The organism is Vibrio sp. WZ-1, assembly GCF_052037695.1.
GTDB lineage: Bacteria > Pseudomonadota > Gammaproteobacteria > Enterobacterales > Vibrionaceae > Vibrio.
In genome coordinates, this window is sequence record NZ_JBQEQR010000079.1 from 95958 (window position 1) to 112915 (window position 16958).

At 45.5% G+C, this 16958-nt stretch carries 14 protein-coding genes; 8 read left to right on the forward strand and 6 right to left on the reverse strand.

Translation table 11 applies throughout. The annotated features are described in order from the left end of the window. Positions 1-68 precede the first annotated feature (68 nt). The 3 genes from phnW (at position 69) to phnX (ending at position 3752) form a co-directional block, all read left to right on the forward strand. Positions 69-1172, forward strand: coding sequence for a 2-aminoethylphosphonate--pyruvate transaminase (phnW, locus tag ACTS60_RS15250; protein WP_440888934.1), 1104 nt, complete (start codon positions 69-71; stop codon positions 1170-1172). Positions 1173-1198: 26 nt separating this feature from the next. Continuing rightward, positions 1199-2578 (forward strand): aspartate aminotransferase family protein, encoded by a 1380-nt coding sequence (locus ACTS60_RS15255; RefSeq protein WP_440888935.1) that lies wholly within the window; start codon positions 1199-1201, stop codon positions 2576-2578. Positions 2579-2936: 358 nt separating this feature from the next. Beyond that, positions 2937-3752 carry a phosphonoacetaldehyde hydrolase gene (phnX, locus tag ACTS60_RS15260; RefSeq protein WP_440888936.1) on the forward strand — a complete coding sequence of 272 codons (816 nt, stop codon included), beginning with the start codon at positions 2937-2939 and terminating at the stop codon, positions 3750-3752. Between the two features lie 86 nt (positions 3753-3838). Here the strand turns inward: phnX and ACTS60_RS15265 are convergent, their stop codons facing one another. Then, the gene (locus ACTS60_RS15265; RefSeq protein WP_440888937.1) at positions 3839-4201 is read right to left on the reverse strand and encodes an ATPase; all 363 of its coding nucleotides are present in this window, start codon (positions 4199-4201) and stop codon (positions 3839-3841) included. A gap of 9 nt (positions 4202-4210) precedes the next feature. Then, positions 4211-6586 (reverse strand): S8 family serine peptidase, encoded by a 2376-nt coding sequence (locus ACTS60_RS15270; protein ID WP_440888938.1) that lies wholly within the window; start codon positions 6584-6586, stop codon positions 4211-4213. Between the two features lie 434 nt (positions 6587-7020). Here ACTS60_RS15270 and ACTS60_RS15275 point away from each other — a divergent pair, with 434 nt between their 5' ends. Both ACTS60_RS15275 and ACTS60_RS15280 read left to right on the forward strand, forming a co-directional pair. Next, positions 7021-8277: an SGNH/GDSL hydrolase family protein gene (locus ACTS60_RS15275; protein WP_440889157.1), complete on the forward strand. Its 1257-nt coding sequence runs from the start codon at positions 7021-7023 to the stop codon at positions 8275-8277. A gap of 149 nt (positions 8278-8426) precedes the next feature. Beyond that, a complete protein-coding gene (locus ACTS60_RS15280; RefSeq protein WP_138942487.1) occupies positions 8427-8765 on the forward strand; it encodes a hypothetical protein in 339 nt (112 codons plus the stop codon). 67 nt (positions 8766-8832) lie between these two features. On the opposite strand, the gene ACTS60_RS15285 is transcribed toward ACTS60_RS15280, so the two are convergent. Further along, positions 8833-9372: an NUDIX domain-containing protein gene (locus ACTS60_RS15285; RefSeq protein ID WP_038886283.1), complete on the reverse strand. Its 540-nt coding sequence runs from the start codon at positions 9370-9372 to the stop codon at positions 8833-8835. Between the two features lie 259 nt (positions 9373-9631). Between ACTS60_RS15285 and ACTS60_RS15290 the strand changes: the two genes are divergently transcribed. Next, positions 9632-10123: a hypothetical protein gene (locus ACTS60_RS15290; RefSeq protein ID WP_440888939.1), complete on the forward strand. Its 492-nt coding sequence runs from the start codon at positions 9632-9634 to the stop codon at positions 10121-10123. 85 nt (positions 10124-10208) lie between these two features. Here ACTS60_RS15290 and yjjG read toward each other — a convergent pair whose 3' ends face one another. Then, positions 10209-10883 (reverse strand): pyrimidine 5'-nucleotidase, encoded by a 675-nt coding sequence (gene yjjG / locus ACTS60_RS15295; RefSeq protein ID WP_010450736.1) that lies wholly within the window; start codon positions 10881-10883, stop codon positions 10209-10211. A 125-nt stretch (positions 10884-11008) separates the two neighbouring features. Here yjjG and ACTS60_RS15300 point away from each other — a divergent pair, with 125 nt between their 5' ends. Beyond that, positions 11009-11917 (forward strand): LysR family transcriptional regulator, encoded by a 909-nt coding sequence (locus ACTS60_RS15300; RefSeq protein WP_005432509.1) that lies wholly within the window; start codon positions 11009-11011, stop codon positions 11915-11917. A gap of 131 nt (positions 11918-12048) precedes the next feature. Further along, positions 12049-12231, forward strand: coding sequence for a hypothetical protein (locus ACTS60_RS15305; RefSeq protein WP_010645366.1), 183 nt, complete (start codon positions 12049-12051; stop codon positions 12229-12231). 85 nt (positions 12232-12316) lie between these two features. Here the strand turns inward: ACTS60_RS15305 and ACTS60_RS15310 are convergent, their stop codons facing one another. Together ACTS60_RS15310 and ACTS60_RS15315 are read right to left on the reverse strand one after the other, a co-directional pair. Continuing rightward, entirely contained in the window at positions 12317-12640 is a 324-nt protein-coding gene (locus tag ACTS60_RS15310; protein WP_409575388.1) for a hypothetical protein, read from the reverse strand. A 182-nt stretch (positions 12641-12822) separates the two neighbouring features. After that, positions 12823-16941, reverse strand: a complete 4119-nt coding sequence (locus ACTS60_RS15315) for a M66 family metalloprotease (protein WP_440888940.1) — start codon at positions 16939-16941, stop codon at positions 12823-12825. Between the last annotated feature and the right edge of the window lie 17 nt (positions 16942-16958).

Below are 16958 nucleotides of genomic sequence, written 5' to 3' on the forward strand. Positions count from 1 at the left end.
TTTCTTCCTCGCTAGAGTGAACTCGAAATTTGGTGTAGACCAATTAGACTATTCTGATGGAAATCGAGATGAAAAACGAATACCTACTACTGACTCCAGGTCCTCTATCTACTTCTGAAACAGTACGTGAAGCCATGCTAAAAGACTGGTGTACTTGGGATGATGAATACAACAAAGACATTGTAGAAGTGATCCGCACTAAGCTTGTAAAACTGGCGACGGAGCAAGACGGCTATACCAGCGTACTAATGCAAGGTAGCGGCACCGCGTCAGTAGAAGCGACAATTGGCAGCGCCATTGGCAAAGATGGAAAGTTGTTGGTTGTCGACAACGGTGCTTACGGTGCACGTATCGCTCAGATCGCTGATTACCTAAATATTCCATGCCATGTAGTTTCCCCAGGCGAAACATCACAGCCACACTTGAACGAGGTGGAAACTGCATTGGCATCGGATCCTGCGATCACACACGTGGCGATTGTTCACTGCGAGACAACCACTGGCATGCTTAACCCAATTGAGGCATTTGCTTCTGCAGCGAAAGCACACGGTAAAGTGGTAATTCTCGATGCCATGTCGAGCTTTGGTGGCATTCCTATCGATATTGCAGAATTAGGCATCGATTTTATGATCAGCTCTGCAAACAAGTGTATTCAAGGCGTTCCGGGCTTTGGCTTTGTGATTGCGAAACAAACTGAGCTAGAAAAGTGCCAATGTCAGGCACGTTCTTTGAGCCTTGATCTTTACGACCAGTGGCACTGCATGGAAGTGAACCACGGTAAATGGCGTTTTACGTCTCCAACGCACACGGTTCGCGCTTTCTATCAAGCATTGTTAGAACTGGAACAAGAAGGCGGCATTGAGGCTCGTCATAACCGTTACCAAACTAACCAGAAAACACTGGTTGCAGGTATGCGCTCTTTGGGGTTTGAGCCACTACTGAGTGATGACCTTCACTCGCCAATCATCACTTCTTTCTACTCTCCGACGCACAGTGATTACCAGTTCAAAGCTTTCTACACACGTTTAAAAGAGCAAGGTTTTGTGATTTATCCGGGTAAGGTATCGAACGCAGATTGCTTCCGTATCGGCAACATTGGCGAAGTTTACCCAGCAGATATCGATCGCTTAATCGGTGCAATTGAAAAAGCAATGTACTGGCAAGTTGCGTAAAGCAGCCTTCTGATTGAGAAAGCGTTATGACTCAGAATATCAAACCGACCCATTTTCGTAGTGAAGGCGATGTCAACACAACACCAGCGCGCCAAGCTTGGAATGCATCGATGGACGACGAACGCACGCAAGCTTTGTTGAAGCGTGATTCGAAGGTCTTTCTTCACCAAGCCATGTCAACGCCTTGCTTAGATACATTGGAATCAGCAGAAGGCATCTACATCCAAGATGTTACCGGCAAAAAGTACATGGACTTCCATGGCAATAACGTTCACCAGTTGGGCTATGGTCATCCGCATGTGATTAAACGTGTGCAAGAGCAAATTGCCAAACTGCCGTTTTCACCACGTCGTTTTACCAACGAAACCGCGATTGAATGTGCCGAAAAACTCACCCAAATCTGTGGCGGCGAATTGAACCGCGTGTTGTTTGCTCCAGGTGGCACATCTGTGGTTGGCATGGCACTTAAACTAGCGCGACACATCACGGGCAACTTCAAGGTGGTGTCGTTGTGGGACTCCTTCCACGGTGCATCGTTGGATGCCATCTCAGTTGGCGGCGAAGCGTGTTTCCGCCAAGGCATGGGACCATTAATGGCAGGTGTTGAACGCATCCCACCAGCCGTATCTTACCGTGGCGCTTTCCCAGTTGCGGACGGCAGCGACGTGCATTACGCCGACTACCTTGAATACGTGATTGAGAAAGAAGGCGGCGTGGGCGCGTTTATCGCAGAAGCTGTTCGCAACACGGATGTTCAAGTGCCAAGTAAAGCCTACTGGAAACGCATTCGAGAAATCTGTGACAAACACAATGTCATGTTGATCATCGACGACATCCCGAATGGCATGGGTCGCAGCGGAGAATGGTTTACCTACCAAGCCTACGACATCGAGCCAGATATGCTGTGCATCGGTAAAGGCTTGGGTGGTGGCTTAGTGCCTATCGCAGCCATGGTAACCAAAGACAAATACAACACCGCCGAGCAAATCTCCATGGGTCACTACACTCATGAGAAAAGCCCTATCGGTTGTGCTGCAGCACTGGCAACCATGGAAGCCATTGAGCAAGACGGCTTGCTAGATAAAGCCAAAACAGACAGCCAGTTCATGCGTGAAAAGCTGCTAGAGATGAAAGCCAAATACCCAGTGATTGGTGATGTGCGTGGTATCGGCATGTTATGGGGCATTGAACTGGTCACCGACCACGAAAGCAAAGCACGCGCGTATGACGAAGCGGAAGCTGTGTTGTACCAATGCCTCAACAATGGTGTGAGCTTCAAGGTGTCGCAAGGTAACGTGATTCAACTCAGCCCACCGCTGATCATCACTCGCGAACAACTAACAGAAGCGTTGGCGATCTTCGAAGAAGCCATCGCCAAAGTGTGCGAAGACTTTAACTACATTTAGGTTTTGTTGACCTTTTGAGCTGATTTTTGCAGCAGTTTGTGGGTTCTTTATGCAAGGCAGAGGCTTTGAGTTGTAGCTGTTCTACCTGATAAGCCGATAACGCAGGAGAAAGGAACCACAAACGCTGCCCGATGGGTTCGGCTAAAAGCGTTTTACTCTTTGTTGTGAGGTGTTGTGCTTAGAATGACTAGGCTACAAACCTCTCGCCGCGATTAAAACGCTTTTATCTCGAACAAAATTTAACCGCAAAAGGTCAACAAAACCTAGAGTCAATAGACCTCAACAAAAACCAATTTATTCAGAGCGCGGTTCCAACGTGTAGGCAAGCGCTCTGGCAAGCAAGAAAAAAGGATTGAACATGAGCATTTCACCAATTCAAGCAGTGATCTTTGACTGGGCTGGCACTATCGTCGATTTTGGCTCTTTTGCGCCAACCAGTATCTTTGTGGAAGCGTTCAAACAAGGCTTTGATTTCGAAATCGACCTTGAAGAAGCGCGCGAACCAATGGGGCTTGGTAAGTGGGATCACATCCAAGCTGTGGGTCGCATCCCTGCGGTTGATAAGCGTTGGAATGAGAAGTTTGGTCGCTCAATGACCAGCGAAGACATCGATGCAATCTACGCAGCATTTATGCCTTTGCAAAAAGCAAAAGTGGCTGACCATGCAGACCCAATCCTTAATGCGATTGAAGTTGTAAACGGTCTGAAAGACAAAGGCATCAAGATCGGTTCTTGTTCTGGTTACCCTCGCGAAGTGATGGAGGTATTGATTCCAGTGGCGACGGATTACGGCTACAAACCGGATTACGTAGTAGCAACGGATGACCTGCCTCAAGGTGGTCGCCCAGCACCATTTATGGCACTGAAGAACGTGATTGAGCTAAATGTTACTGACGTTAATGCGTGTATCAAAGTGGATGACGCCGCACCGGGCATCGATGAAGGTCACAACGCCGGTATGTGGACCGTTGGTTTGCTGCTTTCTGGTAACGAAGCAGGTCTAACGTTTGAAGAATACCAAGCTGCGGACGAAGCAACGCTTAATGCTGCTCGTGAAAAAGCGCGTGCAAAATTGCTCAAGAGCTCGCCGCACTACCTTATCGATACGATCGCTGACTTCCCAGAAGTGGTTGCAGATATCGAACGTCGCCTAGCGGCAGGTGAGCGTCCTTAGTCTTCATCTTCCACAAATAAAAGAAAACAAACGCCCCTTACGTGAGGGGCGTTTTTCTTTTTGGCACTATCTTAAGGAGGTTTGGCTTATTGAAGCGTACTTCCGTTAGATAGCAGCTTTCTTGTCGGCTCTTGCTCGGTGTATTCGACCGCATCGTGAGCGGCGAGTTTATCGACTTCCGCCTGTTCACCCACCACAACCAACACGTGTTGTTTCACCAGAGCGTCGACCACTTCAATGTTGTGCTGACTAAGAAGCGCTCTCACTTCGCTCTCTTTCCCTTCATGATACTTAACAAAGTAACGTGTAGGTTGCTGCTCGGCTTGATCTTGGCGTTCATCCACGAGAGGAAATCCTTGATTGTTCGCCAAGCTGCTTGAGCTCAGTCCGATTGCCAATAGTGCGGTAGCGCCTACCGCAGACAAAGAAAGTAAGGTCAACTTCTTCATAGTCACTCCTTATTGAAAGGTCAGAGTCCAACCGTTGATGGTGCCCGTGTCTCTTCTGGCATTGTCCACCGCTTTAAGTTCCCATGTGCCTTGTGATTCAAAACCAGAGAAATCCGCTTGGAAACTGGTTTTAATGTCGTTTGCACTGCCGCCCGCATTGTCGTGCAGTACCACTTGACCACCATCTGGCGACGTTAATGTGACATAAAGATCACCAATGTAGGTGTGAGTGATATCCAAGTCGATAGTCACTGAACCTGCATCGCCAGAGCGAGCCACATCTAATGAGCTTACAACGCCAGACGCTTTGTTATCAGGAATCGCTACCGCGTCCGAGTTGGTGTAGCTAGAAGGTGTAGAGCCGCCACCAGATGAATCACCCGAACCGTTATGCGTCGCGACAAGAGAAACACCAGAGTACGCGCTGTAGCCGTAAACCAATACTTCATATTGCCCTGCGCCAGATACGTTCAAGCTACAGCTTTCGCCATTACCGCCCGCCCATGAACGACAGTCGTAAGTGCTAGTGCTTGGTGTGCCATTAAAGCGTACGTAAAGGTCAGCATCACCAGAACCGCCACTCATGGTGAATGTCGCTTGCGTTGCGTCTGCAGGGACATCAAACACAAATACTGTGCTTGATTTGCTGCCCCCAGAAAGCTGCGTTTTCGCCACACCGTTTTCTAGAACGTTGTCGTTGCCAGAGCCGCCGCCATCCGGACCATTGCAGCCAGCATCTAGGTATTGCTTCGCCGCATCGGCATTCACCAGACCGTGACCAGTACGGTTATCACGGCCTGTTACGTCGATGTCCGTTGCTGTCTTGATCAGTGCGTTACGTACTTGCGCAGCAGTACAGGTTGGATGGTAACTCCACACTAAACCTGCAACACCCGTTACATGCGGCGTCGCCATCGAAGTACCGTTGTAGTACTCGTAGTCTTCACCCTTGGTGGTCGATACCGTGATCTCTTGACCAACGTAGCCCAATAGCTCCTGACCGAAGGCACGATCAACCGTTACCGACACAATACGCGCCGCGTTGTTTTGATCGACAAGGAAAGGATTCTGCAAACCCGGAAGCTCAGAGTTACTATACACAATCGCCGCACTTGCACCTGCGTTGTAACACGCTTGAACTGCATCGATTTCTGGGTAGTTGCCCGATGATTGGTTACCCACACGCTCAGTCAAACAGATCTTGCCCGACATATCGCCACAGCTGAAGCTGCTACCAGAGACGTCACAGCTTGCTAGTGTCGCCGTGATAGAGCCGGCTACTGGATCAGGACCGTAACTGCCGCCCGATTGGATCAAGCGGTTGTGAGGAACGATGCCACGATCGAACTGGCTAACACCGTTCAAACGAATGTCTGAAAGCTTACCTTCGCCAACTGTCACCGTAGACAGAATTGCTACACCCGGACCTGCGATTTCAACTTGGTCTGTCGCTTGAGAGAACGCCGCGTGATCACGCTTATCATCCACCGCCGCAACGGACATAACTGAGTCGTAAGATGCTGGGTAGCTGTGCGCAGTATTACCATCGTTACCCGCAGCGGCAATCAGCAGCACGCCTTGGTCGTAAATGGTTTGCAACGCGTTTTTTTCCGTCACACTCGATTGGCTACCACCAAGACTCATGTTGACCACGTTCGCGCCGTTGTCAGCACAAGTTTGTACCGCTTTCACCAAGCTGGATGAGTAGCCCCACCCCGCTTCATTGAACACCTTAACGATATGTAAATTCACGTTTTGGTTTGGCATGACGCCTTTGATGCCTTCCGTGTTGGCAATCGCAGCAATCGTACCTGCTACGTGCGTACCGTGAGCGTTGTTATTCCCCGGAACACTCCAAGAGCCGGTACCGCTATCGTTTGTACCCGACACTCGGTTACCACTCAGATCGTTGTGTGCGAGATCGTAGCCTGAATCAATGATACACACAGTGCGGTTACCTGCACTCGAGTCATCCAAAAGCTGAGCGTTAACCGCCTCGTAGCCCCATGGGATAGTCTCACTTAACAGATAACGCGGTGGGTCAATCTCCACGTATTCCACATCACTGCGGTTGCGCAGTTGCCCCAGTTCCGAGTCTTCCATCTCCACACTGTAGATTGCGCGGTTTCCTAGCTTTTCCACTTTACGCGCTTTGAGCTGATCTAAAACCGACTCTTGCGCGATGCGTGGCCCCCAGAATGAGTTTCCACCTAATGCTGAAGGACTGGACGTATCTTCTTTAAATTTGACGATGTATTTAGTCGGCAAGTTAGATTCGTCGAACCCCGTCAGAGGAGCCGCATGCGCTGACATCGAAAATGTCAGTGCCACTGCAACGGCAGACAATGAAAACAAGCCATTTAATTTAGTTGTTGTGTAGTGCATTTGCTCTATTCCTTTTTGAGCTGATTTTTATTCACTCTGTGTTCATGAAAAATCAATTACACGTCATTAACACGAGCTACTCAGCTATAGATTATCGATTAAAAATGCCAAACAATTTGTTTTATGAATGCACAACAATGAACAAAAGATCATCAAAACAACATATTTAGTTAACATACAAAAACATAACAAAAAACTTATAAAGCAATTACTTATTAACGAAAAAGTGAATGTTAAATTAATGTTGGTGAGTAATTATTCTATATTTTATAAAATTAACCCATTTACTAAATCTATTGAAACTAGATTGTGGTACCAAAATCAACATTTTGAATATTTAGATATTTGACTAATTAGTTCTTTTACTCAAAATGGGGTAGTAGATGAGATATATTCTCACTTAAATCATGACGATAATCATTACAGAAGAGTCAATCATGAAAAAAACGATCACATTATTAAGTGCATTACTCCCTTTCGCTGCTGCCCATGCTGCAGAACCTTCTTTGTCTCCAGAAATGGTCACCGCAGCACAAGTTGTTAGTGCTCAAAGCCACCAAACGTATACTTATGTTCGTTGTTGGTATCGAACGAGCTATTCACTTGATGAGCCTGCGACTGATTGGGAATGGGCAGAAAATCCTGACGGCAGTTACTTTACAATCGATGGCTACTGGTGGAGTTCAGTTTCTTTCAAGAACATGTTCTACACTGACACACCACAAAGCATCATCAAGCAACGTTGTGAGCAAACCCTTGATCTCGCGAATGAAAACGCTGACATCACCTTCTTTGCAGCGGATAACCGGTTCTCATACAACCACACTATCTGGAGCAACGATCCTGTAATGCAACCAGATCAAATCAACAAAGTGGTTGCGTTGGGTGACAGTTTGTCGGATACAGGCAATATCTTTAATGCTTCACAATGGCGCTTCCCAAACCCGAATAGCTGGTTCTTAGGGCACTTCTCAAACGGTTTCGTGTGGACGGAATACATTGCTAAAGCGAAGAACTTACCGCTATACAACTGGGCGGTTGGTGGTGCTGCCGGTGAAAACCAATACATCGCGCTGACGGGGGTCGGTGAACAGGTTTCCTCTTATTTGGCGTATGCGAAACTGGCAAAAAACTACAAGCCAGCCAATACCTTGTTTACGCTTGAGTTTGGTTTGAATGACTTCATGAACTACAACCGTAGCGTTCCAGAAGTGAAATCAGACTACGCTGAAGCCTTAATCAAACTGACCGATGCTGGTGCGAAGAACTTATTGTTGATGACACTGCCAGACGCCACTCGTGCGCCACAATTTACGTACTCGACTCAAGAAGAAATCGACAAGATCCGTGCAAAGATCGTGGAAATGAACGAGTTCATTAAAGCACAAGCGGCATACTACACGGCGCAAGGTTACAACATTACCTTGTACGATACGCACGCGCTGTTTGAAAGCCTGACCGCAAATCCAGAGCAACATGGCTTTGTGAATGCAAGCCAAGCTTGCCAAGACATCAACCGATCTTCATCAGCAGATTACTTATATCATCATGCATTGCGCTCGGAGTGTGCCTCTTCTGGCTCAGACAAGTTTGTGTTCTGGGATGTGACTCACCCAACCACGGCGACACATCGTTACGTAGCAGAACAAATGCTAGAACACAGCAATCAGTTATCTAATCACCCGTTCTAAACTACATAATTGGAGCCTCTCTTATTAGAGAGGTTCCCCAACATTCACAACAAGCGTAACAAACGCAATGAACTAAAATGCAATGCGATATTGTCTATAGATTGTGCCAATGCGTTGTTTAACAAAGATAAGAAGAACAAGGAGCCTGCGTGTTAAGGTTATTACAAATTGTGGCGCTGATTAACATCATCGCTGCTGCAGTGGTTTTTGCGCTATCTCACTACATACCTCAATTTCAATCCACCCATTTAAGTGATTTTCTATTCTTCGTCCTTGTAGTTATTTGGGCACTAGCGAAGTTTACTTGGGAAGGGGGCATGTACTCCCGCCATTCGGAATTCGATGATGAGTTCACTGATAAAGTGCATTCAATGGTAGCTCGACAGCATTTGGAGACAGACTTAAACAAAAACTATCAGCTTGGATTTATCTTTTTTATCGCAGGTTTACCGTCCCTTTTCATTAACCTTGCAATGATGATTTGGTAGCTTTATCAAAGCAGAACCTAAATCAGCAGCATTTAAGATAACGGTGTATTCAGCAGGCGGATCCTTCTTACACTAAACCTTTTAGTTTAGCTAACCCATATGCTGCGATGGTCACACAGTCTTTGATTTCACCGTCGATCATCATTTGCTCGAACGCTTCAACTGAGAACGAGCGCGTGATCAAGTCTTCTTCTTCACTGTCTAGCTGATTGCCCACTTCAGACAGCTCACTAGCGAAATAAACATGGCAAGTCTGGTTTAAGAACCCATAAGCGATGAACTGCGCACCAACGTATTCCATCTTATTGGCTTGCATGCCCGTCTCTTCTCGAAGCTCACCTTTTGCTAACTCAAGATGATCCGCATCTGGATTTGATTCCCATGCCCCTTGTGGGATCTCCCAACAACGTTGCCCTACGGTATAACGAAACTGCTGTACTAAGTGAATTACGCCGTTATCGATCGCCAGAATCGCTGCACAGTCTGGCTTGTCGACCACACCGTAAATACCTTCGGCTCCGCTAGGACGTTGGATTTTATCTTCACGTACCGTCATCCATTTGTTTTGATACACAACTTTGCTGTCGAGCTGCTTGATGTCTGCCATGAGAGTCCTTACTGCTTGATTCTTCGAAATTAGTTATTGGATTAGAAGCCATTCTAACGCTGTTTTCGTGTCAGTTTGTAGACGATTTTCAAATTCAACGCGCTTATTGGAATTCAATATATCCCATCAAAACAATCATTCATCACAATGATTACGATGGCGCGAAATGGCAAGTTTTCAATTCGAGGAACTCATATAGTTAACCCATCGACGCAAGGCATGGCTTTGCAAACTTGTTCACTATTGATTGAGGGTTCTTATGAGCGCATCGGATAAAGTCTACGGTTTCAACACTCCACAACGTCTGTTTGTTGGTTATACCTTGGCGGTATTGGTAGACCTTACGGTACTGAACTTCTATGACGAATATTGGGATTTCGTAACCATTGATTCGTTTACGATTTCTTTCGCCGCGGCATTGCTGCTTCAGTTGCTCTTGAAGCTGTCTATCAAAGCGGAACACAAAATCGCAGAGTACTTTAAATCGAAACCGGGTACAGCACCTAAGATTTACCGTGGTATCTCGACTTACATTATCTTGGTCGGTTCGAAGTTCGTAATGCTGGAAGCCATTAACATTATGTTCGGTGACAAGGTTGACTTTAGTGGTCCTTGGAACGGTGTTGTCGCCTTCTTTGCGGTGGTGTTTACCATCCTGATTTCAGAAGTCATCGTCGGTAAGGTTTACTTCAAGCTTGGTGAGAAAGAGCAACGAGAACAACGTGAATTAGCTGAAAACAACGCTAGCTAATAAGCAAGATCGATGAATACAAAACAGCATCGATAAAAACCAAAAAGCGCTGAGAAATCAGCGCTTTTTTCGTTTACTTGTTCACTTAAGCCACAAGGATGTTCTTAAGCTCGTTCAACGATTCCACCGTGTAGCTTGGTGCAATACGCTCATCCACACTTGCACCTGTGGTGTTCAACCAACACGTTTCAATACCGAAGTTGTTGCCACCTAAGATATCAGAATGCAGGTTGTCACCCACCATTAATACACGCGTCTTACATGGGTTCCCCATTTGCGTCATCGCGTACTCAAAGATGCCTAGATCCGGCTTGGCAATACCAACTTGCTCAGAGATCACTACGTGCTCAAAGTAATCCGTCATACCTGTACGTTCTAAGCGAATCGCTTGCAGCTCGGTAAAGCCATTGGTGATAATGCCCATCTTTGCATTACCTTGCAGCGCTTCCATCAACTCTTTCGCACCCGGCAGCAAAGTACAAATGTCTGCCATCGCTTCTAAGAATGCAGTGTTGAGATCCGCCGTCGTCGTATTGAGCTTTTCTGCCCACTCGGTAAAACGTTTGTGCTTGAGCTCATCTGCCGTCACTTTACCATCTTGGTAATCTACCCAAAGTGGCTTGTTGACCGTTTGGTAGTGGGCAAAATCTTGCTCGGTGAAGTCTACGCCTTTGCGAGAAAACATCAGCTGCAAACCTTTGAAGGCATCAAAGTGAAACAAGGTTTCGTCAGCGTCAAACAAGATCCAATCGTATTTCATTTTCTTCTTTCCAATATCCAGGTCGTTTTCTGCCGCATAGTCTAATTGTTTTCTTCTTTAAGATAATCTCTATAATTGGAAAATGATTGTATCGTTTTTCTCAACAATATAACTAGGAGCACACCGTGAATGCCATTGCGTCACTGCCAGTATTTGTCGCTGTCGTAGAATGCGGCAGCTTTTCCCTTGCCGCCAAGCAGTTAAACCTGACTAAATCGGCGATCAGTAAACGCATTAATCAACTCGAAGATGACCTCGGTATTCGCTTGCTTAATCGCACCACAAGAAAGCTCAGCCTTACCGAAGCTGGACGTCGATACTTTGAGTATGCTTCACAAGCAGTGAACCTTGCTCAGCAAGGTGTTGATGCCGTTTCTGAGTTACAAGGCTCACCTCAAGGCAGGCTCAAAATCACTGCGCCGATGTCTTTCGGCGTGTTGCACGTGGCACCACTTATCAGCGAATTTCTCGCACGTTACCCGAAAATTGAGGTCGATTTACAGCTAGAAGACGCCATGGTGGATTTGGTCGAACAAGGCTTTGATTTGGGGATTCGCATTGGCGAACTTGCGACTTCTAACCTTGTAGCCAAGCGCCTTGCTCCGTGTAAAAGCGTACTGTGCGCCTCTCCCGCATACCTAGAAGAATTTGGCGTACCAACTAAACCAAGCGATTTGGTGACACACAACTGTTTGCGTTATTCGTATTTCCGAGGCGGTGTCGAGTGGATGTTTATCAACAGCGGTAACGAATACAAAGTGCTGCCGAAGGGCAACTTTGTGGTCAACAACAGCGAAGCGATTCGCCAGTTGCTATTAAGAGGCTCTGGCATCGCGCAGCTACCGACTTTTATCGCCGCGAAAGACTTTGCTGCAGGCAACTTAAAACCCTTGATGGAAGAGTTCTCTCTCCCTGAGCATGCCATCTATGCAGTGTTTCCAGAGCGTAAGCACATGCCATTGAAAGTACGAGTGTTCATCGACTTCATCAGCGAGAAGCTCGGTACCGATACTCCTTACTGGGATCGCTACTAATAGGTGCTGGTACTTGATATCGTTTAGCGCGATTATATTTAGTTAATCTAATGTTTCATTTTTAACAGGTGCGTAACCATCACTAGAGCGCTAACTTAAGTAGCACGTTAACCACACCGGAGTGTGAAGCTATGAAAGTACTGATTCAATATACCCAAGCGGGTAAATATCGTGACCAAGCATGGGAATCACTGACGCTAAAAGCAAAAGGCGAGATGCAAGCCGTGACCCCTTCTTATGCCGCTCAGCTTATAGAGCAAAACAAAGCGACACTTGTAATGACCGAAGAGGAACAAGTGATCTTCCATTCTTGAATAAAAAGAGCCCTTTCTCTAGGGCTCACTGATAGATTGATTTACTCTCGGAGAAATGGGTGAACATCGTGAACTGAAGTTAGCGTTATTTTTTGACTGCTAAGTATAGGCTCCAGGCTAGCATCGCAATAATGCCTGTTGGGTACGTAATGAAGAGTAGCCAAGGTAAAGCTTCTGAGCCTCCCCTTACAAACGGCAAAACCTTTTTTACGACACCATCAATAAACAGAGGAACTAGAATTGGTGCTTGCATCAAGAAGTAAATTTGTAGGTAAACCAGATAACTTTTGAACCAGTTAGTCTGATTAAAATGCCCATAACTGGCCATCACCAACAAACTTATCCAGACAAAAATGTTAACCCTCGGGCTAAGAAGCATCTCGAACATAATATCTAGCGGTGTTTTCATTCCCTTCTTCCAACGCTGTTAGGTCATCTTTAACTTATGCATTCATTTGAGTAGTGAAATTCTGACATTTCTGCAAGATATTATCTGCGCATGGCGTTCAAGTTTTAAGCCTAAAAGCACCACATGACAAATAGAAAGGCCTGCTATGACGCAGGCCTTCGATTTAGCTACATTTTTTCAAATTACTCAAAATCACTCGCAGATGGCAAACGATCTAATTTTTCGTAGTACTCACCTGCCACCGAGCCGATGTCGCCATTTAGGTAAGCTTGAATAAGGGTTAGGTCTTTAATCCATAACTCTTTATCTGAATCTGATGCGCTAGCGTAGCCTGCGTAAACATTGTCTACCGCAAACATCATGCTACTTGTGTAGTCGTTGAAGATAAGGATCATCGCATCCGAATACGCGGCATAAACTTTAGCTTCATCGTGCGCTTTACCACCTTTAAAGCTCATCGTCGATGCGACTTCATCGTACACCAAATCACCTGATGCCATATTCGTCGCTACAAAGTTGGCGAATGATTCGTTGATTTGACCAACATTAGCAGCAATATCCTTGTCAATGGTCGCTTTCATGGCATTGACCATAGGGGCGTCTAGAAGCAATACTGCATCATGATAAGCAGACTTAATATCAGTTCGGAACGTTCCCCAAGCAGTATCAATGCTTGTAGCAATACTACTCAACTGACTCGCATCATAGTTATCAAGGTAAGTTTTTAGATCGTAACCTTCTGATGTTACTAACTGGTTCGCATAATCGTAAGCCAGTTTGTTTGCTTTGGTTGCAACAAACTTCTTCCCGTCAATTACAAATTCAACTTTATCACCAGCAATGATCCCGTAGCGATCTTGCTGCTTGGTAAAGGTGTCAAATTGAGCTTTACCACGAGACTTCACTTTGTAGTCATTAGATTGCATTTGACGTACACCCATCTTAAGGATCACGTCTCCAATACGCTCACGACTACGGCTATCAATACCTAAGAAGCCTGCAATACCTCTCGGCATTGGCGGTAACGACTCCATCTGCTCGGTAAGATGAAGATTGACTTTAACACCATTCAGTTGAGTGTATGCGTTACCATTTTTGTCCACCAATTCAATTGGAGTATTCAACGCATCACCAGCTACAATGTTGTTCATGATGTCTTCGTACTCAGCTTGTACTCCTGGGATATCAAGCAATGATGCAAAGCTAACCTCATCGGTGTAACGGTTAGAGAAGCGACGAGCAAGGAAGTAACTCGCAAGTGCTTTGTCAGGCCAATTACCCAATACAGAGACAGCGTTTGACCATGGGTAATCAGGGTCAAAACTACCAATTGAGTTTAGGAAGCGACCATTTTTCGTTTCAGCTACTGCCGCATAACCAGCTTCTGCGTCTGCAATAAATCTTGCAGATAACTCATCAAAACAAGACGCGCTTTGCAGATCATAATCAGCTGGAATCAGGTGCGAATTGTTATCTAACAATTGACCAAACGAAATAACTTTTTGACTGCCAGCTTCGTTCTCAATCACACACTGGTGTTCAGGAGTGCGTAATACATCCAAGAAGAATGCTGCTGATTTTTTCGCACCGTATGTATAGTCACAGAACCATGAATTGTCTGCTTTGCCTTCGCTACAGTATTGTGGGTTTGATGCTATACGTAGTAAGAAATCACCAGGTTTATCCGTGTTAGCGGCATAACCTAGGTTGGTGTACAGATTGTCAATACGCTCAAGATCTTCCATCTTGTCACGAATTGAGCTCATCTCCATATAGCGACGAACTAGGTAGCTCGGATAATCTGCAGAATAAAGGCCATTTGTTCCGTACAGCGCTAGATTGCGACGGTCATAGCTATCGATGTAGTTCTGCCATTCATAAGAGACAATTTCTTCTAGATTCGTACCTTCATCAAAACGGTTACAGTCACTGTTTAATGACACGTTACCGTCAGTACAGAAGTCGTAAGATTTACGTTCGATTTCATTAACCTTATCTAGATAGTACAGTACGCCATAACGAGTTTTCTCACTCTGTACTGCATTATCTGAAAGCGCAGCAGTATCAAAGCGACTAAAATCACAGTTATATAGCGACTTGCCAGCCTGATCTCCCGACAGTTGTTTCACTTCCGAACACACCATCAAAGATTCATTTGATGCATTACTGCCAAACTTGTAAGCAAAGCTATCTTCGTATGCTTGCTTGTCAGCTAGGTAGCGATTGTAGGCAGCTTTCTCTTCATCTGTTGCGTTGTCTGCAGGCTTCACAACTGGTGCAGGAGCCGCACCTGAAGAATCTTGAATAGTCTCAACCTTTCGACCGTACGCAAACTTAAACGCCGCGATATCATATAGACCCCATGTTGGTGTTTCATCCAACATGCTTGGCGCGTAGTCCATTGTTGAGCTATACGCCGGAATATTGTTTAAGCCTAGTTGATGCGCCTGCTCTAGCGTGTAGTAATTCGCCTTGTCATTTGACCCTTTGAAGTTATGACGCAATCCCATGTTGTGCCCAAGTTCATGCACTAGCGTGTTACTGTAGGTCGCTACGGTAATTGCATTGGCAGCTTCGACTTGCAAATCTTTTGGCAGGTACTTCCATCGTTTCAGATCACGAGAAACTTCGTTACCTGCATCGTCGCGTTTGATATCAAAGTAGCGTTCATCATCCAGCTTCAGGTTATCCAACATAGCCTTGTTGGTAGAAGAGACCCAAGACGCTTCAATTGGATAAACATTGTTTTCAGCCCAGAAGGATAAGCGATTCTCCTCAGCCTTAACAACATCTTCAAAATCCATGTTGTCATCAAAGCTTTCCTGAAGTTGTGTTGGGTTCTTAGTTGTTGCAGATGCCGCTACCACTTCGTCTTTAGATACCAAAGGCACATTGATATTTTCATTGGCTTTCAGCTTAGCCATCGCTGCCATGGTCGAAAGAGCTTCAATTCTTTTTGTTACTTCAGTTGTTACGCCTTGATCTTCAGTTGGCAGTGGAGCTAAGCCATCCAGATTAAGTTGGTTGCGGTTATAGAAGCGCGCTAAGTTATCCCAGTAGAAAGGTACACCAGTTCGTGCAACACCAGCATATTGGTTTACGTGCGCCTTAATGATTTCACCCGTCATCGGGTTAGAAACTGAAGGACCATAACCTAACAAACCATTTGCTAAAGGCTCATCAATCAGATTGATAACGTTGTAGCGTAAGTCACCAGGATGAACCCCTTCAGGTTTTGTTTTATTAACAATCTCTATTTCTGGTTTTCCTGCGTCAGCACCAAACACATTCAGCGCTTTGTTCATCTTGTCTATTGATTGAAGTGTCGCATCCAAAAATAGTTTGTTTTTCTCTTCGAAAAAGTTATCGGTCAAATAGTACTTGATCGAGTCTTGATCTGGGTTGAATCGATTTAGGTAAACGACATCACGATCATACTTGTTGGTTACTGGATTTAACTGCTTAGTCGACGTAGTGAAAAAGCCAATATCATTCTCATCACCTACAGGATACAAGATAGGTTGGTAACCCTCTGTAGCAACCTCACTCTCATGAACTAGCGAGTAATAGAAGCGAGATTTAAACGCTCCGTCAACCAGTGCTTCCTCTAGGCTCGCTTTAGTAGCAAAGTTGATGTATTGGGAGATTTTATCCAGGTCAATACGGAACGTACGCTCCAACTCAAAGTTGAGCACACCGTTCTTAGGATCAAAATCCCATGAGATTAGTCTTGGTGTACCTTGTTCAGAGATGCCATCGGTAACGCCGTATAGATCTTCCATGTTGAACTCTGAAATCTCTAGATCTTCAGGCTTTGGCGTAAAGTGGGTTTTCTGCTTGTAGTTTAAGCTAGCATCATCATTCGTTTCTTCTTTGTTAGTACAATCACCGTAAGAATCTTCCTGACAACGATAAGCAGCAAAGTCACCAGGAATGGTTAACACCTGCGCAAAGTTAACATCATCATCATCTGCGACGAATTTCTCTTCACCACAATAGTTATTCTCATCTTTTGTTAGATGAGCATCTGGGTAGTTTTTGTCATAGCTGCGAACTTCCAAGCCTTCTTTTGTGAAACACAGCTCAACATAGCGCGGTGAACCTTGAAGAAAAGGGAACTGATTTAACGCAAACCGAGGCGCTGCACCTGTAGTAGGCACATAGAACCATCGACCGTCCTTCAAGTCTTTAACCGCAACCTCTTTTGCATCTCTTTCAACATAATCATAAGCCTGATCGTCTGCACCACAGCCTGCAAGTGCTGCCGTAATTGCTGACACCAGTGTCAACTTCTTAAACATTATTCTGATATCCTTAA